The sequence below is a fragment of the Streptomyces sp. NPDC033229 genome (genome assembly GCF_055576875.1).
Genome location: NZ_JBVIQR010000005.1, coordinates 70,383 through 89,175, shown reverse-complemented (window position 1 = coordinate 89,175; position 18,793 = coordinate 70,383). Strand labels below are relative to the sequence as shown.

Sequence of the window (18,793 nt, the reverse complement as noted above, 5' to 3'; positions counted from 1 at the left end):
TGCCGCCGAGGATCTTCTTCAGGGGTTCATCGAGCGCGGGCACGCGACCATTGGACACCACCCCACTGACATCGCGGTGGCACGCCCGGGGAACCGGCCCCGAAGACCGGGCCCGGGGTGTCGCGCCCCTGATCGTGGGGGCCGGCTCACTCCACCCCGACGATCAGGGGCGCGGACTGCTGCCCGCCCCGGTAGACCACGGTGTCCACGGCCAGGTGCCCGCCGCGTACGTGCCTCTCCAGGCGGTCCGCGACGGCGTCGGGGACGTCCGCGCCGAGGACGAGGGTGACCATCTCGCCGCCCGCCGCGAGCATGCGGTCGAGGACGGTCTCGGCGGTGGCGGCCAGCTCCGCGCCGATGACGGCCACGTCACCGTCGATCAGCCCGAGCACGTCCCCGGCTTGACAGACCCCGGCCATGGTCCAGGACTGCCGCTCGGCGACGGCCAGTTCGGCGTAGCGGGTGGCGCCGGCGGCGGCGGTCATGGCCACGACGTCCTCGTCGAAGCGGCGGCCGGGTTCGTGGACGGCGAGGGCCGCGATGCCCTGGACCGGTGAGCGGGTGGGGATGAGGGCGACGCGGACGCCCTCGGCGCGTGCCTGCTCGGCGGCCGTGGCGGCGGTCTGCCGCAGTTCCGCGTCGTTGGGCAGCAGGACCACCTCGCGCGCGTGGGCGCGCCGGATCGCTTCGAGCAGCTCCTCGCCGGTGGGCTGCTGTCCGGGCCGGGGCGCGACGACCGTGGCCCCGGCCTCGGCGCACAGCCCGGCCAGTCCCTCCCCGGGCACGACGGCGACGACGGCCCGCTGGGCGCGCTCGCGGGTGCGGGTCCGCTCCTCCTGGGCCGCGCCGAAGTGGGTGATCCGGATCCGGTAGGGCCGGCCGGCCTCGACGCCGGCCTCCACGGCGGCTCCGGCGTCGTCGACGTGCACGTGGACGTTCCACAGCCCGTCGCCGCCGACGACGACGAGCGATTCGCCGAGGGCGTCCAGCCGGGCGCGCAGCCGTGCGACGGCGGAGTCGTCCGCCTCCAGCAGGTAGATCACCTCGTAGGAGGGTTCGGCGCCGCCTCCGAGGTCGGCGTGGCAGTTCTCGGTCCGCCACGCGCGCGTGGCGGACGTTTCGGGGGCGGCGGCGTCATGGGACGGTTCGCCACCCGTCTCCCCCGCCAGCGCCCGTGTCAGCGCGCCCAGCACCTCGACCAGACCGAGTCCGCCCGCGTCCACGACCCCGGCGCGGCCGAGGACCTCCAACTGGCCCGGGGTGGCCGCGAGGGCGGTGCGGGCCGCCTCGTACGCGGCGCGGGCCACGGCGGCGGCGTCGCCCGAGGCGTTCGCGGCCCCGTCGGCGGCGGCCGCCGCGACGGTCAGCACCGTGCCCTCGACGGGCCGGGCCACGCCTTCGTACGCGGACTCCACCGCGCGCCGCAGGGCCCGCCGCAGCCGCTCGGCGTCGTCGGGGCGGGGCGACGTCCCGGCGTCGCCCGTGAGGACCTCCGCCATGCCGCGCAGCAGCTGCGCGAGGATCGTCCCGGAGTTGCCGCGCGCTCCTATCAGCGCGCCGTGCGCCATGGCCCGGACGGCGTCGGGGAAGGCGGGGGGCGACGCGGGGTCCGTCGTGGCGTGGCCGTGGAAGACGTCGTCGACGGCCCGGGTGGCGGATTCGACGGTCAGGTAGAGGTTGGTGCCGGTGTCGCCGTCCGCGACCGGATAGACGTTGATCGCGTCGATCTCCTCGCGGGCCCGGCCGAGCGCGTCGAGTGCCAGGGCGCACCAGGCACGAACCGCGTCGGCGTCCAGCGTCTGCGACACCTGTGTCCTCCTCGGACTCCTGGGGGCGGTGGCAATGCTGGGCAGGTTAGTCCGTGGGGTGGCCCGATGGGACCCTGACCAGCCCGGTCGGGGCTCCGACCGGCCCTGCCGGGGGCCCGTCGGGCCGGAGCGGGCGGCCCGGGGCGGCCGGGCGGGTGGGGGAGCGTTCGTGGTAGTTTCGTTGAACAGGAGCGGCCGTTGTATGCTGCTCCGGTTGCCTGATGAGAATCAGGCCATCCCTTCCTGGCACTGCCGGTCATCGACTTCCTCAAGACTTCGATCTCGGCTTGCCGGGATTTCACCGTAAGAGCATCTGAAGTCTTTGGAGTGACCCGTGGCTGCCAACTGCGACGTCTGCGGCAAGGGGCCGGGCTTCGGCAACGCTATTTCGCACTCGCACCGCCGTACCCCCCGCCGTTGGAACCCCAACATCCAGCGGGTGCGTGCAGTGGTCGGGAGCACGCCGAAGCGGCTCAACGTCTGCACCTCGTGCATCAAGGCCGGCAAGGTCTCGCGCTAGCGAGTGGTCCTCCCCGCGCAAGCGGGGGTGAGCCGGTCTCGCAATGACGTTTACGTCGTGGCGCAGCCCCCTCCGGTTGCCTGAAATACCGGCCCATCTCACGATGGGCCGGTTTTTCGCATGTCCGGGCACTTTTCGCGGACGGAAGGCCCCGTAGGGGCCCCGCACACGGCTGCTCAGTCCTGGTCGTCCCGGAACCGCCACCCGTGGTCCACCGGTCCGATCCCGCCGCCGAGCGGGAAGCCGGCCGCGATGGCGCCGGTGACGTAGTCCTTGGCGTCGGCCACCGCCTCCGGCACCGAGCGTCCCCGCGCCAGTCGCGCCGCGATGGCGCTCGCCAGGGTGCAGCCGGTGCCGTGGGTGTGACGGTTGTCGTGCCGCACGGCCCGCAGCCAGTGCTCCTCGGTGCCGTCGGTCAGCAGGTCGACGGCGTCGCCCGCCAGATGACCGCCCTTGATCAGCGCCCAGCGCGGGCCGTGGGAGAGCACCGCGTCCGCCGCCCGCCGCAGGTCGCTCTCCGTGCGCACGCGCACGCCGGTGAGCCAGGCGACCTCGTCCAGATTGGGGGTGGCGACCGTGGCGGTCGGCAGCAGTTTCGTGCGGACCGCGTCGAGCGCGGAGGCGGCGAGCAGCGCGTCGCCGTGCTTGGAGACGCCCACCGGGTCGACGACCACGGGGGCGCCGACCTCGGTGAGCAGCTCCGCGACGGTCTCGACCAATTCCACCGAGGCGAGCATGCCGGTCTTGACGGCCTGGACGCCGATGTCGTCCACCACACTGCGGAACTGGGCCCGTACGGCCTCGGCCGGCAGCTCCCAGGCCCCCTGGACGCCCAGGGAGTTCTGGGCGGTGACGGCGGTGAGCACGCTCATGCCGTGCACGCCGAGCGCGAGCATCGTCTTGAGGTCGGCCTGGATGCCCGCACCGCCGCCGGAGTCGGAGCCGGCGACGGTCAGGACGCGTGGAGGTATGCCCATGGGCCCGAATCTACCGGCTCCTCCCCGCTACTCCTCGGGCTCCATGTCGCCGAAGTGGTCCCAGCCGCCCGCCTTGTCCCAGGGGGCGCCGTCGACGGTCACCTGCGGCAGGGCGGACGGGTTGACCACCTCGCCGATGACCTTCCAGCGGGCGGGGAGCTTCACGTCCGGCGGGAAGGTCGCGACGATGGCGTGGTCCTCTCCCCCGGTCAGCACCCACTGCAGCGGGTCGACGCCGACGGCCTGCCCGATGTCGGACATCTGCGTCGGTACGTCGATGGCGGCCGTGCGCAGATCGATGCGGACCTTGCTGGCCTCGGCGATGTGCCCGAGGTCGGCGATGAGGCCGTCGCTGATGTCGGTCATCGCGGTGGCGCCGAGGGAGGCCGCCGCGGGTCCGGCGTGGTACGGCGGCTCGGGCCGCCGGTGGGCCTCGACGAAGGCGCGCGGGGAGCGGAAGCCGCGGGAGAGCACCGCGTGCCCGGCCGCGGACCAGCCCAGCCAGCCCGTGACGGCGACGACATCGCCCGCCTGGGCGCCGGACCGGGTGACCGGCTCGTGGTTGCGCAGATCGCCCAGGGCCGTGATGGCGACGGTGATCGTCTCGCCGCGCACCACGTCCCCGCCGACCACGGCCGCGCCCGCGACCTGGCACTCGTCGCGGATGCCGTCCATCAGCTCGGTCGGCCAGGTGACGGGGAGTTCCGCGGGCACGACGAGGCCGAGCAGGATCGCGGTGGGCACCGCGCCCATGGCGGCGATGTCGGCGAGGTTCTGCGCCGCGGCCTTGCGTCCGACGTCGTAGGCGGTGGACCAGTCGCGGCGGAAGTGCCGCCCCTCCAGGAGTACGTCCGTGCTGGCCACGACCCTCCGGTCGGGGGCTGCGACCACCGCGGCGTCATCACCCGGCCCGAGTCGGACCGCCGGGGTGGTGGTGAGCCGGGAAGTAAGCTCTCTGATGAGCCCGAACTCCCCCAACTCGCCCACGGTGCCTTTCACTGAGCTCCTCCTCGGAGTGTCGGTTGCCCTGTTCGTGACGTCTCCCGCGCCGCGCAGGCCGCGCGGGTCTCCCCGCACCGTGCGACGACGCGGTACCGTGGCGTCTCTTCTCCCCACATGATCCTCGAAGCCGCCCTGGAGGTTCCGTGGTACAGGCGTACATCCTGATCCAGACCGAGGTCGGCAAAGCGTCGACCGTGGCCGAAGTCATCGCGAAGATCCCGGGGGTGATCCAGGCCGAGGACGTGACCGGACCCTACGACGTCATTGTGCGGGCGCAGGCCGACACCGTGGACGAACTCGGCCGGATGGTGGTCGCGAAGGTGCAGCAGGTGGACGGCATCACCCGCACACTGACCTGCCCGGTCGTCCATCTGTAGCTCCCCCGTATGCTCGGCCGGTGAAGTCTTTACTCCGCCGGCCCCTCGGCCTGTCCGCTGTCGCCGTGCTGTGCGCGGCCGTTGGCTGCTCATCCACGGACGACGCGGCGGGTGTGGTGGTTCCCACGCCGTCGGCGCGGGAGGCCAAGCTCTGCCGGGCACTGCACAAGGAACTGCCCGAGGCCGTGGACGGGCACAAGCGGCGTACCGCCGATCCCGTCTCGGACTTCACGGCCGTGTGGGGCGCGCCCGCGATCGCGCTGCGGTGCGGGGTGGGCCGCCCCAAGATCCTTACGTCCGGCTCCGAACACTACAACCCCGCCGCGGACTCGGTGGAGATCGACGGCGTGGAGTGGCTGCCGGAGCGACAGCCGGACGGCAGCGTCCGCTGCACGACCACCTTGCGGGCGGCGTGGGTGGAGGTCACCCTGCCGAAGAAGTACGTCGGCGACGCCGGCGACATCAGTGCGCTCACCGATTTCGCCGACGCCGTCAAGAAGACGATCCCCGAGGGCGTCGTCTGAGAAGCGGGCCGAGCGGGCCGGTCGTCCCACGACCGGCCCGCTCGTGTGCCGTCAGCGCAGGCCGGTCGAGCGGCGCAGCGCCGCCTGGACGAGCCGGTCCACCAGTTCCTGGTAGCCGACGCCGCTCTCCTGCCACATCCGCGGGTACATGGAGATGGGCGTGAAGCCCGGCATGGTGTTGACCTCGTTGATCACGAACTCGCCGTCCTCGGTGAGGAAGAAGTCCGCGCGGACCAGACCCTCGCAGGAGGTGGCCTCGAAGGCCTGGACGGCCAGCTCCTGGATCCGGGCGGTCTGCTCCTCGCTCAGCGGCGCGGGCACGATGCCGGCGGCGGAGTCGATGTACTTGGCCTCGAAGTCGTAGAAGTCGTGGGCCGTGACCGGGGGGATCTCGGCGGGCAGGCTCGCGCGCGGCCCGTCCTCGAATTCCAGCACGCCGCACTCGATCTCGCGGCCGCTCAGCAGCGACTCGACAATGATCTTCGGGTCGTGGCGGTGTGCCTCGGCGATCGCCTCGTCCAGGCCAGCGACGTCGTCGACCTTGGTGATGCCCATGGAGGAGCCGGCGCGGGCGGGCTTGATGAAGACGGGCCAGCCGTGCTCCCCGGCGAAGTCCACGATCTTCTTCCGGGCGGCGGCCGGGTCGGCCCGCCACTCACGGGGCCGCACGACCTCGTACGGGCCGACGGGCAGTCCGAAGGAGATGAAGACGCGCTTCATGTACTCCTTGTCCTGGCCCACGGCCGAGGCGAGCACGCCCGCTCCGACGTAGGGGATCCCGGCCAGCTCCAGCATGCCCTGCAGGGTGCCGTCCTCGCCGTAGGGGCCGTGCAGCACGGGGAAGACGACGTCGACCTCGCCCAGCGCCTTGGGCATGGCGCCCGGCTCGGTGTAGACGACCTCGCGGTCGGCGGGGTCGACCGGCAGCACCACGGTGCCGTCGAGGGACTGGGCCAGCCCCTCCACGCTCGGCAGCGCGCGGTCGGTGATGGCCATCCGCTCGGGGTCGTCGGCGGTGAGCGCCCAACGGCCGTCGGTGGTAATGCCGATCGGCAGCACGTCGTACTTCGTGCGGTCGATCGCGCGCAGCACCGCGCCGGCGGTGACCACGGAGATCGCGTGCTCGGAACTGCGACCGCCGAACACGACCGCGACTCGCGGCTTCCGGCTCCGGTCAGGGCTGTGGGAGGAGGTCTCGCTGCTCATATCGCGTCGAGAGTACCTCGTGGTGTGCCGGGTGCGATCCAGCGCTTCAGTGTCGCTCGGGCTTGGCGCTGCGCGACATGAGCTCCTTGAGGGCCACCAGTGGCGGCTTGCCCTCGTGCACGATGTCCACGACCGTCTCGGTGATCGGCATGTCGACGTCGTGGCGCCGGGCCAGATCCAGCACGGATTCACAGGACTTGACGCCCTCGGCGGTCTGCTTGGTGACCGCGATGGTCTCTGCGAGGGTCATGCCGCGGCCGAGGTTGGTGCCGAAGGTGTGGTTGCGCGAGAGCGGCGAGGAGCAGGTGGCGACGAGATCGCCCATACCGGCCAGTCCGGCGAAGGTGTGCGCGTCGGCACCCATGGCGAGGCCCAGCCGGGTCGTCTCGGCCAGCCCGCGGGTGATGAGCGACGCCTTGGCGTTGTCGCCGAGGCCCATGCCGTCGGCGATGCCCACGGCGAGGGCGATGACGTTCTTCACGGCGCCGCCGAGCTCACAGCCGACCACGTCGGTGTTGGTGTACGGGCGGAAGTACGGGGTGTGGCAGGCGGCCTGGAGCCGCTTGGCCACGGACTCGTCGCGGCAGGCGACGACGGCCGCTGCGGGCTGCCGGGCGGCGATCTCGCGGGCGAGATTGGGGCCGGTGAGGACCGCGACCTGATCGGCGGAGACCTTGGCGACCTCCTCGATCACCTCGCTCATCCGCTTGGCCGTGCCCAGTTCGACACCCTTCATCAGGGAGACGAGCACGGTGTCGGCGGGCAGCAGGGGCGCCCACTCGGCGAGATTGCCGCGCAGCGTCTGGGACGGCACGGCCAGCACGGTGAACTGCGCGCCGTCGGCCGCCTCGGCGGGGTCGGTGGTGGCCCGGACCGTGGCGGGCAGCTCGACGCCCGGGAGGTAGTCGGGGTTGGTGCGGCCGGTGTTGACGGCGTCCACGGTGGCGGCGCGTCGGCCCCACATGGTCACCTCGCAGCCGGCGTCCGCGAGGACCATCGCGAAGGCCGTGCCCCAGGAGCCGGTGCCGTAGACGGCGCAGCGCGTCACTTGCTGTCCCCTTGTGTCTGCTGTGGTGTCCGGCGGGCCGCGGCGCGGGCCCGCTTGTGGTTGTACGGCTCGGCGGGCGCCGGCTCGCCACGCAGTTCGGCGAGGAGTTCGGTGATCGCGGCCATGATCTTCTCGGTGGCCTCGCGCAGCACCTCGGCGGTCGGCTCCTTGCCGTAGTACGCGGAGAGGTCGACGGGCGGGCCCGCCACGACCCTCAGCGTCTTGCGGGGGAAGAGCCGCAGCTTCTTCTCCTTGGCGTACGGCGGCATGGCCTCGTTGGCGCCCCACTGGGCGACCGGGATGACCGGGGCCTGGGTGAGCAGGGCGACCCGGGCGGCCCCGGTCTTGCCCTCCATGGGCCACATGTCGGGGTCGCGGGTGAGGGTGCCCTCGGGGTAGAAGGCCACGCACTCGCCCCTGTTGATGGCGTCGACGGCGGCCCGGAAGGCGGTGGCGGCGTCGGTGGTCTCGCGGTAGACCGGAATCTGCCCGGTGCCGTGCAGCAACGTTCCGACGAAGGTGGTCCTGAACAGGGCGGCCTTGGCCAGGAAGCGGGGGACGCGCCCGGTGTTGTACTGGAAGTGGGCGTACGAGAGCGGGTCGAGATAGGAGTTGTGGTTGACCGCGGTGATGAATCCGCCGTCAGCCGGAATGTTCTCCATTCCCCTCCAGTCCCGCTTGAACAGAACCACGAGCGGCGGTTTTGCCAACACCGCCGTAAAGCGGTACCAGAAGCCGATTCTGTGGCGGGACACTCGGACACCCTTCTCTTGGAACCTGAAGCCGGGCTCGGGAGCCGTCCGAACCCGGGGGCCGGACAAGTGTGGCCCCAGGTACCCGGTCTGTCGAGAACACCGTAACCCCGGCGGTCCCCGGCGGGCTGCGGCAGCAGGTGACAATAAGAGCCATGCGACGGGAGGGAGCGGACGTGGTCTGGACGCTGGTGGTGCCCGTGAAGCCGCTGGCCCTGGCCAAGAGCCGCCTCACGGACGGCACCGGGCGGCTGCCCCGGCCCGCCCTCGCGCTGGCGTTCGCCCTGGACACCGTGGGCGCCGCGCTGACCTGCCGGGCCGTGCGGGATGTGGTGGTCGTCACGGACGATCGCCGGGCGGGGGCGGAGCTGTCCGCGCTCGGCGCCTGGGTGCTGCCCGAGCCGACGGGGGGCGGTGGCCTGAACAGCGCCCTCGCGCACGGGGCGCACACCGCCCGGACGCGATGGCCGCATACCGGGGTGGCGACGCTCAACGCGGATCTGCCGGCGCTGCGCCCGGCGGAACTCGGGCGGGTGCTCGATTCGGCCGCCGAATTCCCGCGCGCATTTCTCGCGGATGCCGCGGGAATCGGTACGACACTGCTGTCGGCGACCGCCGGAAATGAATTGGCGCCGGCGTTCGAGGGCCGGTCGCGTGCCCGTCACCGCGCTTCGGGTGCCTGGGAGATCGAGCTGGCCGGGGTGGATTCCGTGCGCCAGGACGTGGATACGGAGCAGGATTTGCGGTCGGCTCTGGCATTGGGCGTGGGGCCGCACACGGCGGCCGCGGCGACCTCCGGCCCGGCGGTGGGCCTCGCGTAGTGCCCTGTCCTCAAGCGCCGGACGGCTGTCGTGCTCTGTCCTCAAGCGCCGGACGGGCTGGTTCGGCCGGGCTCAGCCACATCAAGCCCGTCCGGCGCTTGAGGACGCGCCCGCAGGGCGCTGAGCCGCCGCAGGCGGCAAGACGAGCCGCAGCCAAAGAAAACGCCGAACAGGCTTAGGCTGGCCCCATGCAGGCCACCGCGTACACCTACGACCCTCAGACCCGCGCCGGGAGCGTGCTCCTGGACGACGGCACCCCGGTGCCCTTCGACGCGGCGGCGTTCGACGCGGGCGGCCTGCGGCTGCTGCGGCCCGGGCAGCGCGTGCGGATCGAGCTCGGACAGGCCCCGGGCGGCACCGAGGGCGGCGACGCGGGCCGACGCGTGACGTTGGTAACGCTGCAGACCTTCTAGTTTCCCGGGGACGTTCCCGGAACGGCTTCCGGCGCGGCCTCCCGGCTGGGGACACACCGCGGGCCGGGCTCCCCGAGGGGAGCCCGGCCCGGCGCGTGACGCCGTGCGTCGCCGTTACTTCTTCTTGGCGGCCGTCTTCTTGGCGGTGGTCTTGCGCGCGGTGGTCTTGCGCGCCGGAGCCTTGGTCGCCGTGGCCTTCTTGGCGGGCGCGGTCTTCTTCGCCGTGGTCTTCTTGGCGGCCGTCGTGGTGGCCTTCTTCGCCGGGGTCGCCTTCTTGGCGGCGGCCTTGGTGGCGGTGGCCGTCGTCTTCTTGGCGGTGGCCTTCTTCGCGGTGGTGGCCTTCTTGGCCGCTGCCGCGGTGGTGGTCTTCTTCGCCGTGGTCTTCGCCGCGGTCTTCTTCGCGGTGGTGGCCGTGGTGGCCTTCTTCGCGGCGGCCTTCTTGGCCGCGGCCTTGGTGGTGGTCTTCACGCCACCGGAAAGGCTGCCCTTGGGCGCCTTCTTCACCGCGACATCGTTCTTCGGGAGCTTCTTCGAGCCGCTCACCAGGTCCTTGAAGCCCTGACCCGCGCGGAAGCGGGGCACCGAGGTCTTCTTGACCCGCACGCGCTCACCCGTCTGCGGGTTACGGGCGTAACGGGCCGGACGGTCGACCTTCTCGAACGAGCCGAAGCCGGTGACCGAGACCCGGTCGCCGGAGACCACCGCACGGACGATCGCGTCGAGTACCGCGTCGACAGCGTCTGCGGCCTGCTGACGGCCGCCGAGCTTGTCGGCAATCGCTTCAACGAGCTGCGCCTTGTTCACGTCTTCCCCTTCGGAGACATTGCTGGAACGAATGCGTTCCAGCCTTTTCGCACGTTAGGCAGATATATACCGCAAATCAAACACGAAACGGTCTAATCACCCTTGTGCCGCAACGAACTCGACCATCACGGAGTTCCGTCGGGGTCGGGCTCTTCGGGGAAACGGCCCTCGTCGAGGTCGTTCATCAGCCGGTCCAGACGCCTTGCCGCGCCTGAGAGATCGTGCTTTGCCGCGGCCGTGATGACCAGCAGCTTCCGGGACAGCGCCATCCGTACGCCCTCCGGGACTTGCAGTGCGCGCACCCTTGTGTGCGCTTCCTTGAGTTGGTCGGCGACGAGCCGGTAGAGCTCGAGTTGGCTGTCGCGTTCCATGCACCGATTGTGCCATCTGAGGCGAGTTGTCGCTTCACAGGGCCTCAACAGAGCGATGCGCCCCCTGTCCGAAGACAGGGGGCGCATCATGTCAAACCCTGGGTGAACAGCGAAAATCCGGGGTCGGCAAGGGGCTCGGACGATGGGCCGTTCGGGCCCGAAATTGATGTCAGATCCGGGCCGTGGACGGCTTGTAGGAAGGCCTCCGGGCCTCGAAGGCGGCGATGTCGGCCTCTTGCCGGAGGGTCAGGCTGATGTCGTCCAGCCCCTCCAGGAGTCGCCACCGGGCGTTCTCGTCAAGGTCGAATCCAGCCGTGATGCCCTCGGCCCGGACCTCGCGCGCCACGAGGTCCACCGTGACCTCGGCGGTGGGGTCGGCTTCGGTCAGCTCCCAGAGCGCGTCGACGGTCTCCTGTGGCAGGACGACGGTCAGCAGACCGTTCTTGAGCGAGTTCCCACGGAAGATGTCGGCGAAGCGCGACGAGACCACGGCCTTGAAGCCGTAGTTCTGCAGCGCCCAGACCGCGTGCTCGCGGGAGGAGCCGGTGCCGAAGTCGGGGCCGGCGACCAGCACCGTGGCGCCCGCGCGCTCGGGCCGGTTGAGCACGAACTCCGGGTCCTTGCGCCAGGCCTCGAAGAGCCCGTCCTCGAAGCCGTCGCGGGTCACCTTCTTGAGCCAGTGCGCCGGGATGATCTGGTCGGTGTCGACATTTCCGCGGCGCAGCGGGACGGCCCGGCCGGTGTGCGTGGTGAAAGCTTCCATGACTGTTCAGGCCCCCACGGGAGTCGTGACGTCGGAGGTGGCGGCCGGACCGGAGAGGTCCGCCGGGGAGGCCAGATGGCCCAGTACGGCGGTGGCGGCGGCGACCTGGGGCGAGACCAGGTGGGTGCGTCCGCCCTTGCCCTGCCTGCCCTCGAAGTTGCGGTTGGAGGTCGACGCGGACCTCTCGCCGGGCGCGAGTTGGTCGGGGTTCATACCCAGACACATCGAACATCCCGCGTGCCGCCACTCGGCGCCGGCGGCGGTGAACACCTTGTCCAGCCCCTCCTCGACGGCCTGCAGCGCCACGCGCACGGACCCGGGGACGACCAGCATCCGGACGCCGTCGGCAACCTTCCGGCCCCCGATGACATCGGCGGCGGAGCGCAGGTCCTCGATCCGGCCGTTGGTGCACGAGCCGACGAAGACGGTGTCCACCCGGATGTCGCGCAGCGCCTGACCCGCCGTCAACCCCATGTATTCCAGGGCCTTTTCGGCTGCCAGCCGCTCGGAGGCGTCCTGGTACGAGGCGGGGTCGGGAACGTCGGCGGACAGCGGGGCGCCCTGGCCCGGGTTGGTGCCCCAGGTGACGAACGGGGAGAGCTCGGTGGCGTCGATGACCACCTCGTGGTCGAAGACCGCGTCGTCGTCGGTGCGCAGGGTGCGCCAGTACGCGACGGCGGCGTCCCAGTCCGCGCCCCGGGGCGCGTGGGCCCGGCCCTCCAGGTAGGCGAAGGTGGTCTCGTCGGGGGCGATCATGCCGGCCCGGGCGCCCGCCTCGATGGACATGTTGCAGACGGTCATCCGGGCTTCCATCGACAGCTTCTCGATGGCGGAGCCGCGGTACTCGATGACGTAGCCCTGGCCGCCACCGGTGCCGATCCTGGCGATGACGGCGAGGATCAGGTCCTTGGCGGAGACGCCGTCCGGCAGCTCGCCCTCGACGGTGACGGCCATGGTCTTGAAGGGGGCGAGCGGCAGCGTCTGGGTGGCCAGCACGTGCTCGACCTGGCTGGTGCCGATGCCGAACGCCAGCGCGCCGAAGGCGCCGTGGGTGGAGGTGTGGCTGTCGCCGCAGACGACGGTGGTGCCGGGCTGGGTCAGCCCCAGCTGCGGGCCCACGACGTGGACGACGCCCTGCTCGACATCGCCCAGCGGGTGCAGCCGGACGCCGAAGTCCGCGCAGTTCTTGCGCAGCGTCTCCAGCTGGGCCCGGGAGACCGGGTCCGCGATGGGCTTGTCGATGTCGAGGGTGGGGGTGTTGTGGTCCTCCGTGGCGATGGTCAGGTCGAGGCGGCGGACGCCGCGGCCGGCCTTGCGCAGACCGTCGAAGGCCTGCGGGCTGGTGACCTCGTGCAGCAGGTGCAGATCGATGTAGAGGAGGTCGGGCTCGCCTTCGGCGCGCGTGACGACGTGGTCGTCCCAGACCTTCTCCGCGAGTGTCCGTCCCATCGCTGTCCCTCCGGCCGGCGTCGCTGCCGACCCAACTCGTGTGCCAGTGGGGTCCTGTCCGTCCAGGTTGGCGCCAATCTCGGAAAATTGAACTTGCGTTTCACACTGTGAGACGCGAATATCGTTTCATGGACAACTCTGGTGGCGCCTCGAGTGGCGTGGGCGTTCTCGACAAGGCTGCTCTGGTGCTGAGCGCTCTGGAGTCCGGTCCGGCGACGCTGGCCGGGCTGGTGGCGGCGACCGGGCTCGCCCGGCCGACGGCGCACCGGCTCGCGGTGGCGCTGGAGCACCACCGGATGGTGGCGCGGGACATGCAGGGCCGTTTCATCCTCGGCCCCCGGCTCAGCGAGCTGGCGGCGGCGGCCGGTGAGGACCGGCTGCTGGCCACGGCCGGGCCGGTGCTCACGCATCTGCGGGACGTGACGGGCGAGAGCGCGCAGCTCTACCGCCGCCAGGGCGACATGCGGATCTGTGTGGCGGCGGCGGAGCGGCTGTCCGGACTGCGGGACACCGTGCCGGTCGGCTCGACGCTGCCGATGAAGGCGGGCTCGGCGGCCCAGGTGCTCATGGCCTGGGAGGAGCCCGAGCGGCTGCACCGCGGTCTGCAGGGCGCCCGCTTCACGGCGACCGCGCTCTCGGGCGTCCGGCGCCGGGGCTGGGCCCAGTCGATCGGCGAGCGGGAGCCGGGTGTCGCCTCGGTCTCCGCCCCCGTGCGCGGCCCCTCGAACCGCGTGGTGGCCGCCGTGTCGGTCTCCGGCCCCATCGAGCGGCTGACCCGCCACCCGGGCCGGATGCACGCCCAGGCGGTCATCGACGCCGCCCTGCGCCTCAGCGAGGCCCTGCGCCGCAACAACTGAAGCCGCGCCGACCGGGTCACCCGCGGACGGCCGGCCGTCCGGGGGTGACCTTTCGTGCGGTCATGCGCACTCCGCGTCACGCAGGCCCGCGAGGCGCAGGCCGAGGCGGGTGCGGGGCCCCTCGGCGCGCACCTCGAGGGTCTCGCTGAGGGTGCGCGCGAGCCAGAGGCCGTCCTCGGGGTCCGGTGCCTCGTCGGGCGGCAGGAAGCCGGCGAAGACCGGCACGCTCGCGCCGTGGGGGTCCTCGCGCAGCAGCTCGCAGACCAGGGCGCCCGGCTCCTCCCAGATGCGCAGGGCGACCCGGGCGCCGTCGGCGGCCAGCAGATAGCCCGCCGCCTCGGCGACGGCGAACTCGGCCAGGGCGAGCCGCTCGCCCGTCAGACCCGCCGCGGCCGCCCGCTCACGGGCGAAGAGCCGTACCGCCGAGGTGTCGGCCGTCGGGCCCATCCGCGCGGCGGTGGCGGGGGCGGTCTCCGGCGGTGGTCCGATGGCCTCCGCGTACGCCATCGGGTCCGTGTAGCCGGCACAGGGCTGTGCCCGGCCGCCGTCCGTCCGCACCGGGTGGGTGACACAGGCGGCCGCCGCCACGTCGGCGGACACGGCCCGGGTGTCGTACGGGCAGATCATCCAGACCGGCAGCTGTGCGAGCAGCACGTTGAGCCCGGACTCCATCCGCTTCCACTCGGCGATCTGACGGTCGGATCTGCCGCCCCACACCGGCTCGGCGAGCATCCGCACGCGCCGCCCGGGCCGGGCCCGGCGGTCGTGGTAGCGCAGGAAGGCGGAGACGCGTTCCACGGGCCGGCGGCCGAAGTACGCGGTCTCGGCGGTGTCCAGGGCGTGCGCCCGCTCGCCGAGGGCGTCCCGGAGCAGCTCGATGTTGGCGGGCGTCGTCGCGGCCAGGACGGGCTCCCCGGCCACCAGCCCGTCCCGGACGAACGGCAGGGCCGTCGCGAGGAACTGCTCGTCGCTCCCGTACAGGCAGGCGTGATGGACGAATCCGGTCCCGTCGGCGTGGTCAGTAGGCATGCGCGGCCCCCAGCCGGAGGCCGGGGGTCCGATCCCAGCCGATGAGAGTGATGACGCGCAGCAGATGCGGCAGCAGCCCCGTCAGCTCGACGGCGTAGTGGCGGGCGGCGCGGGCCCTGGCGAAGGTCATCAGCAGCCGCAGCCCGCCGAGGTCCAGGAATTCCACCCGGGACATCTCCAGTCGGACGTCGCCCCTGACCGCCGCGACCGACTGCAGGGCCTCCCTGAGGTGCCCGTGCGAGCCGGCGTCGACCGCCCCCTCGATCCGCAGGCCCGGGGGGCTGAAGGTGCGGACGACGACCAGGTCGGCCGTGCGGACGAGTGGATCCACTTCGACGCTCCTGGGGTGGGCGGCCGCGAGGGTGTCCAGCGCGGCGGGGTCACAGCGGCGGAGGTCGTACTGGCAGACGGCCAGCGCCTCGTCGTCGATGAACTCCGCGGCCAGCAGGGCTTCGTACCGCAGTAAGCGGTGCACGTCGCGCCCGTCGTGCAGGAGGGCGCCCAGATCGGCCGCGACCCGCAGGGCGCGGTAGCCCTCCCGGCGGCCGCGGTCGGCGGCGGCCCGGAGCCGGTCCAGGAGGACGGCGGGCTCGAACTCCCCGCGGTCCGAGGAGATTTCGGCCGGGCCCACGATCTCCAGCTGTCCGGACAGGTCGGGCGGCCCGGCGGGGAAGCGGCAGCGGTCCAGCAGGGCCTCGTGGCCGGCCGGGCCGCCCTCCCCCGCGAGATAGAGGATCTTGTCCTTGGCGTCCAGGCCCCCGAGCAGGAAGTCGCCGAGGAGCAGGGCCCGCTCCTCGTCCGAGTCGAAGAGGAGGCACACGTGGTCGCCGGGCCGGAGATCGCCGACGTGGACCCGGCGGCGGCCGCCGTGGGGATGGACCATGCGGGAATTATCGGGGCGACATCCGGCGGCGCGGAAGAGCGCACGAAAAAATGCCCTCCGCTTGCGCGAAAGGCATTTTTTCTTCTTGTACCCCCGACCGGATTCGAACCGGCGCTACCGCCTTGAGAGGGCGGCGTGCTAGGCCGCTACACAACGGGGGCTAGCTTTGTTTGCAGAGCTATCTGCGCTGGGATACCAGGACTCGAACCTAGACTAAGGGAACCAGAAACCCTCGTGCTGCCAATTACACCATATCCCATGGTGATACCAGTACCCCCGACCGGATTCGAACCGGCGCTACCGCCTTGAGAGGGCGGCGTGCTAGGCCGCTACACAACGGGGGCCCTAGCGATCCATTCATCATCGCCTCCGGACGTTGTCCGGATGGTGACGGAATTCAGGATCTGTACCCCCGACCGGATTCGAACCGGCGCTACCGCCTTGAGAGGGCGGCGTGCTAGGCCGCTACACAACGGGGGCTCGCACTGCGCTTACTAATTTACCAAAAGAAATTCGATCGAATTTCCTTTGGCTGGGGTACCAGGACTCGAACCTAGACTAAGGGAACCAGAAACCCTCGTGCTGCCAATTACACCATACCCCACCAGAACTCGACCTCAGTTAAAGGGTCTTGCTCGGGCTTGCACCGTCCGCTCCGGCCTCTCGGCCCTCTCGGGCGGCGCAGGAAGAACATTACCCGAAGGTGGACGGGGCTCCAAAACCGATAACCCGCCGGGCCTGCCCGGGCGCCCCGCGACACCTCGCGCGGCGCCCGTACCCGCACCCGCACGGCCGCACGGGCCGCCACAGGCGACAGGGCCCGCCCCCGCGGTCGAACAACCGCGGGAACGGGCCCCCGGGCCCGCGAACGGGCCCTGTGGCCGCCTGAGCGGCCCTGTCCCGTCAGTCGGCGAGCTTCACCAGAGCGGCGTCGATGCGCGCCAGGGTGCGCTCACGGCCGAGGATCTCCAGCGACTCGAACAGCGGCAGGCCCACCGTGCGGCCCGTGACCGCGACGCGGACCGGCGCCTGGGCCTTGCCGAGCTTGAGCCCGTGCTCCTCACCGGCGGCGAGGACGGCCGCCTTGAGGGCCTCGGGGTTCCACTGGGCGGCCTCCAGCTCGGCGCGCGCGGTGCGCAGCAGCGCGTCCGAGCCCTCCTTCATCGCCTTGGCCCAGGACGCCTCGTCGTGGGCCGGCTCGTCGAGGAAGAGGAAGTCGACGTTGGCGGTGATGTCGGAGAGCACCGTCAGCCGGGTCTGCGCGTGCGGGGCGATGGCCTCGAAGACCGCCTGGTCGAAGGCGTCGGGGGCCCACGGGGCGAACGGGGCCTTCAGCCAGGGGCCGCAGGCCTCGATGAACGCCTTCACGTCCATGCGGCGCATGTGGTCGCCGTTGATCGACTCGCACTTCTTGAGGTCGAAGCGAGCCGGGTTGGCATTGACGTCCTTGATGTCGAACGCCGCGACCATCTCGTCCATCGTGAAGATGTCCTGGTCGGCCGAGAGGGACCAGCCGAGCAGGGAGAGGTAGTTCAGCAGGCCCTCGGGGAGGAAGCCGCGCTCCCGGTAGAGGTTCAAGGACGCCTGCGGGTCGCGCTTGGAGAGCTTCTTGTTGCCCTCGCCCATCACGTACGGCAGGTGGCCGAACTGCGGGGTGGTGCCGTTGCCGACGCCGATCTCGGCGAGCGCCCGGTAGAGGGCGATCTGGCGCGGCGTGGAGGACAGCAGGTCCTCGCCGCGCAGCACGTGGGTGATCTCCATCAGCGCGTCGTCGACGGGGTTGACGAGCGTGTAGAGGGGCGCGCCGTTGGCCCGGACGATGCCGAAGTCCGGCACGTTCTCCGGGGTGAAGGTCAGCTCGCCACGGACCAGGTCGGTGAAGGTGATCGGCTCGTCGGGCATCCGGAAGCGGACGATCGAGGTGCGGCCCTCGGCGTCGTACGCCGCCTTCTGCTCGGGGGTGAGCACCCGGCACTGGCCGTCGTAGCCGGACGGCTTGCCGGCGGCGCGGGCGGCGTCGCGGCGGGCGTCGAGCTCCTCGGTGGTGCAGTAGCAGTAGTAGGCGTGCCCACCGTCCAGCAGCTTCCGCGCGACGTCCTGGTAGATGTCCATGCGCTGCGACTGGCGGTACGGCGCGTGCGGGCCGCCGACCTCGGGGCCCTCGTCCCAGTCGAAGCCCAGCCAGCGCATCGAGTCCAGCAGCTGCTGGTACGACTCCTCCGAGTCGCGCGCCGCGTCGGTGTCCTCGATGCGGAAGACGAGGGTGCCGCCGTGGTGGCGGGCGAACGCCCAGTTGAACAGGGCGGTGCGGACCAGACCCACATGGGGGTTGCCGGTCGGCGAGGGACAGAAACGGACGCGTACGGGAGTTGCGCTAGCCACGCTTGATCACCTTATTGGTGAGAGTGCCGATGCCTTCGATGGTGACGGCGACCTCGTCGCCGACGTTCAGGGGTCCGACCCCGGCCGGGGTGCCGGTGAGGACGACGTCGCCGGGGAGCAGCGTCATCGCCTCGGTGATGTGGACGATCAGGTCCTCGATGGAGCGGACCATGTCGCTCGTGCGGCCCAGCTGGCGCTGTTGGCCGTTGACCGTGCACATGATCCCGAGGTCGCTCGGGTCCAGCTCGGTCTCCACCCAGGGGCCCAGCGGGCAGGAGGTGTCGAAGCCCTTGGCCCGGGCCCACTGCTTCTCGCGCTCCTGGACATCACGCGCGGTGATGTCGTTGGCGCAGGTGTAGCCGAGGATGACGTCCTTCACGCGCTCGCGCGGGACCTCGCGGCACATGCGGCCGATGACCACGGCCAGCTCGGCCTCGTGGTGCACCTCGCTGGAGAAGGAGGGGTACGCGATGGGGTCGCCGGGGCCGATGACCGCGGTGGACGGCTTGAAGAACGCGACGGGGGCGTCCGGAACCTCGTTGCCCAGCTCGGCGGCGTGCTCGGCGTAGTTGCGGCCGATGGCGACGACCTTGTTGGGCAGGACGGGCGGCAGCAGCCGCACCTTGCTCAGCGGGATCTTCTGCCCCGAGCGCTCGAACTCGGCGAAGGGGTGGCCCTTGATGATGTCGAGGACGGGGCCGCCTTCTGTGGAGGCGTCCCCTTCCACGACACCGAAGGCGACGTTGCCGTCGATGGAGAACCTGGCGATGCGCACGGGAAGCTTTTGCCCCTATCTGGTCCGGCCGG

At 71.5% G+C, this 18,793-nt stretch carries 20 protein-coding genes and 5 tRNA genes; 6 read left to right on the top strand and 19 right to left on the bottom strand.

Going from position 1 to position 18,793, the window contains the following annotated elements; all coding sequences use genetic code 11:
- Nucleotides 1–146: 146 nt before the first annotated feature.
- Complete coding sequence (locus tag ACZ53N_RS06880) at nt 147–1,808, bottom strand: DAK2 domain-containing protein (protein WP_469139879.1); 1,662 nt, start codon at nt 1,806–1,808, stop codon at nt 147–149.
- Nucleotides 1,809–2,142: 334 nt separating this feature from the next.
- Between ACZ53N_RS06880 and rpmB the strand changes: the two genes are divergently transcribed.
- Nucleotides 2,143–2,328, top strand: coding sequence for a 50S ribosomal protein L28 (gene rpmB / locus ACZ53N_RS06875; protein ID WP_078645170.1), 186 nt, complete (start codon nt 2,143–2,145; stop codon nt 2,326–2,328).
- A gap of 176 nt (nt 2,329–2,504) precedes the next feature.
- On the opposite strand, the gene thiD is transcribed toward rpmB, so the two are convergent.
- Nucleotides 2,505–3,305 (bottom strand): bifunctional hydroxymethylpyrimidine kinase/phosphomethylpyrimidine kinase, encoded by an 801-nt coding sequence (gene thiD, locus ACZ53N_RS06870; protein WP_469139878.1) that lies wholly within the window; start codon nt 3,303–3,305, stop codon nt 2,505–2,507.
- A 27-nt stretch (nt 3,306–3,332) separates the two neighbouring features.
- On the bottom strand, nt 3,333–4,304 hold the full coding sequence (locus ACZ53N_RS06865) for a thiamine-phosphate kinase (RefSeq protein WP_130880114.1): 972 nt from the start codon (nt 4,302–4,304) through the stop codon (nt 3,333–3,335).
- A gap of 146 nt (nt 4,305–4,450) precedes the next feature.
- Between ACZ53N_RS06865 and ACZ53N_RS06860 the strand changes: the two genes are divergently transcribed.
- A complete protein-coding gene (locus ACZ53N_RS06860; protein ID WP_130880113.1) occupies nt 4,451–4,684 on the top strand; it encodes an Lrp/AsnC family transcriptional regulator in 234 nt (77 codons plus the stop codon).
- Between the two features lie 20 nt (nt 4,685–4,704).
- Nucleotides 4,705–5,208 carry a DUF3515 domain-containing protein gene (locus ACZ53N_RS06855; protein WP_469139877.1) on the top strand — a complete coding sequence of 168 codons (504 nt, stop codon included), beginning with the start codon at nt 4,705–4,707 and terminating at the stop codon, nt 5,206–5,208.
- A gap of 51 nt (nt 5,209–5,259) precedes the next feature.
- Here the strand turns inward: ACZ53N_RS06855 and ACZ53N_RS06850 are convergent, their stop codons facing one another.
- Genes ACZ53N_RS06850 through ACZ53N_RS06840 form a run of 3 tightly spaced genes read right to left on the bottom strand, consistent with a single transcriptional unit; the run spans nt 5,260 to nt 8,217 of the window.
- The gene (locus tag ACZ53N_RS06850) at nt 5,260–6,414 is read right to left on the bottom strand and encodes a D-alanine--D-alanine ligase family protein (RefSeq protein ID WP_469139876.1); all 1,155 of its coding nucleotides are present in this window, start codon (nt 6,412–6,414) and stop codon (nt 5,260–5,262) included.
- Nucleotides 6,415–6,460: 46 nt separating this feature from the next.
- On the bottom strand, nt 6,461–7,462 hold the full coding sequence (locus tag ACZ53N_RS06845) for an NAD(P)H-dependent glycerol-3-phosphate dehydrogenase (protein ID WP_130880110.1): 1,002 nt from the start codon (nt 7,460–7,462) through the stop codon (nt 6,461–6,463).
- Complete coding sequence (locus ACZ53N_RS06840) at nt 7,459–8,217, bottom strand: lysophospholipid acyltransferase family protein (RefSeq protein WP_469139875.1); 759 nt, start codon at nt 8,215–8,217, stop codon at nt 7,459–7,461. Before ACZ53N_RS06840 ends, ACZ53N_RS06845 begins: the two co-directional genes overlap by 4 nt.
- A gap of 173 nt (nt 8,218–8,390) precedes the next feature.
- On the opposite strand from ACZ53N_RS06840, the gene cofC reads away from it, so the two are divergent.
- Together cofC and ACZ53N_RS06830 are read left to right on the top strand one after the other, a co-directional pair.
- Nucleotides 8,391–9,035, top strand: coding sequence for a 2-phospho-L-lactate guanylyltransferase (gene cofC, locus ACZ53N_RS06835; RefSeq protein WP_469139980.1), 645 nt, complete (start codon nt 8,391–8,393; stop codon nt 9,033–9,035).
- A gap of 188 nt (nt 9,036–9,223) precedes the next feature.
- Nucleotides 9,224–9,448 carry a hypothetical protein gene (locus ACZ53N_RS06830; RefSeq protein WP_469139874.1) on the top strand — a complete coding sequence of 75 codons (225 nt, stop codon included), beginning with the start codon at nt 9,224–9,226 and terminating at the stop codon, nt 9,446–9,448.
- Between the two features lie 114 nt (nt 9,449–9,562).
- Here the strand turns inward: ACZ53N_RS06830 and ACZ53N_RS06825 are convergent, their stop codons facing one another.
- From ACZ53N_RS06825 to leuC, 4 genes are all read right to left on the bottom strand, one after another.
- Nucleotides 9,563–10,252, bottom strand: coding sequence for an HU family DNA-binding protein (locus ACZ53N_RS06825; RefSeq protein ID WP_469139873.1), 690 nt, complete (start codon nt 10,250–10,252; stop codon nt 9,563–9,565).
- A 125-nt stretch (nt 10,253–10,377) separates the two neighbouring features.
- Nucleotides 10,378–10,623, bottom strand: a complete 246-nt coding sequence (locus ACZ53N_RS06820; protein ID WP_130880106.1) for an SCO5555 family protein — start codon at nt 10,621–10,623, stop codon at nt 10,378–10,380.
- Nucleotides 10,624–10,792: 169 nt separating this feature from the next.
- Nucleotides 10,793–11,386 carry a 3-isopropylmalate dehydratase small subunit gene (leuD, locus tag ACZ53N_RS06815; RefSeq protein ID WP_130880105.1) on the bottom strand — a complete coding sequence of 198 codons (594 nt, stop codon included), beginning with the start codon at nt 11,384–11,386 and terminating at the stop codon, nt 10,793–10,795.
- A gap of 6 nt (nt 11,387–11,392) precedes the next feature.
- Nucleotides 11,393–12,835: a 3-isopropylmalate dehydratase large subunit gene (gene leuC / locus ACZ53N_RS06810; protein WP_469139872.1), complete on the bottom strand. Its 1,443-nt coding sequence runs from the start codon at nt 12,833–12,835 to the stop codon at nt 11,393–11,395.
- A gap of 128 nt (nt 12,836–12,963) precedes the next feature.
- Here leuC and ndgR point away from each other — a divergent pair, with 128 nt between their 5' ends.
- A complete protein-coding gene (gene ndgR / locus ACZ53N_RS06805) occupies nt 12,964–13,692 on the top strand; it encodes an IclR family transcriptional regulator NdgR (protein WP_469139871.1) in 729 nt (242 codons plus the stop codon).
- Between the two features lie 60 nt (nt 13,693–13,752).
- On the opposite strand, the gene ACZ53N_RS06800 is transcribed toward ndgR, so the two are convergent.
- From ACZ53N_RS06800 to ACZ53N_RS06760, 9 genes are all read right to left on the bottom strand, one after another.
- A complete protein-coding gene (locus ACZ53N_RS06800) occupies nt 13,753–14,721 on the bottom strand; it encodes an anti-sigma factor RsbA family regulatory protein (RefSeq protein WP_469139870.1) in 969 nt (322 codons plus the stop codon).
- Nucleotides 14,711–15,604, bottom strand: coding sequence for an MEDS domain-containing protein (locus ACZ53N_RS06795; RefSeq protein WP_469139869.1), 894 nt, complete (start codon nt 15,602–15,604; stop codon nt 14,711–14,713). Before ACZ53N_RS06795 ends, ACZ53N_RS06800 begins: the two co-directional genes overlap by 11 nt.
- A gap of 88 nt (nt 15,605–15,692) precedes the next feature.
- Nucleotides 15,693–15,765, bottom strand: a tRNA-Glu gene (locus tag ACZ53N_RS06790).
- 26 nt (nt 15,766–15,791) lie between these two features.
- Nucleotides 15,792–15,863, bottom strand: a tRNA-Gln gene (locus ACZ53N_RS06785).
- Nucleotides 15,864–15,875: 12 nt separating this feature from the next.
- A tRNA-Glu gene (locus ACZ53N_RS06780) sits at nt 15,876–15,948 on the bottom strand.
- A gap of 63 nt (nt 15,949–16,011) precedes the next feature.
- Nucleotides 16,012–16,084, bottom strand: a tRNA-Glu gene (locus ACZ53N_RS06775).
- 49 nt (nt 16,085–16,133) lie between these two features.
- Nucleotides 16,134–16,208: transfer RNA gene (locus ACZ53N_RS06770), tRNA-Gln, on the bottom strand.
- A 299-nt stretch (nt 16,209–16,507) separates the two neighbouring features.
- Nucleotides 16,508–17,986, bottom strand: a complete 1,479-nt coding sequence (gltX, locus tag ACZ53N_RS06765) for a glutamate--tRNA ligase (RefSeq protein ID WP_469139868.1) — start codon at nt 17,984–17,986, stop codon at nt 16,508–16,510.
- Nucleotides 17,979–18,761 carry a fumarylacetoacetate hydrolase family protein gene (locus ACZ53N_RS06760; protein ID WP_184739495.1) on the bottom strand — a complete coding sequence of 261 codons (783 nt, stop codon included), beginning with the start codon at nt 18,759–18,761 and terminating at the stop codon, nt 17,979–17,981. The genes gltX and ACZ53N_RS06760 overlap by 8 nt, the downstream gene beginning before the upstream one ends.
- Between the last annotated feature and the right edge of the window lie 32 nt (nt 18,762–18,793).

What these genes read in the sequence shown, in the direction of transcription:
- thiD (WP_469139878.1), bottom strand. Translation starts at nt 3,305, where the DNA reads ATGGGCATACCTCCACGCGTCCTGACCGTCGCCGGCTCCGACTCCGGC.
- ACZ53N_RS06850 (WP_469139876.1), bottom strand. Translation starts at nt 6,414, where the DNA reads ATGAGCAGCGAGACCTCCTCCCACAGCCCTGACCGGAGCCGGAAGCCG.
- ACZ53N_RS06830 (WP_469139874.1), top strand. Translation starts at nt 9,224, where the DNA reads ATGCAGGCCACCGCGTACACCTACGACCCTCAGACCCGCGCCGGGAGC.
- ACZ53N_RS06820 (WP_130880106.1), bottom strand. Translation starts at nt 10,623, where the DNA reads ATGGAACGCGACAGCCAACTCGAGCTCTACCGGCTCGTCGCCGACCAA.
- leuD (WP_130880105.1), bottom strand. Translation starts at nt 11,386, where the DNA reads ATGGAAGCTTTCACCACGCACACCGGCCGGGCCGTCCCGCTGCGCCGC.
- leuC (WP_469139872.1), bottom strand. Translation starts at nt 12,835, where the DNA reads ATGGGACGGACACTCGCGGAGAAGGTCTGGGACGACCACGTCGTCACG.
- ndgR (WP_469139871.1), top strand. Translation starts at nt 12,964, where the DNA reads ATGGACAACTCTGGTGGCGCCTCGAGTGGCGTGGGCGTTCTCGACAAG.
- ACZ53N_RS06800 (WP_469139870.1), bottom strand. Translation starts at nt 14,721, where the DNA reads ATGCCTACTGACCACGCCGACGGGACCGGATTCGTCCATCACGCCTGC.
- ACZ53N_RS06795 (WP_469139869.1), bottom strand. Translation starts at nt 15,604, where the DNA reads ATGGTCCATCCCCACGGCGGCCGCCGCCGGGTCCACGTCGGCGATCTC.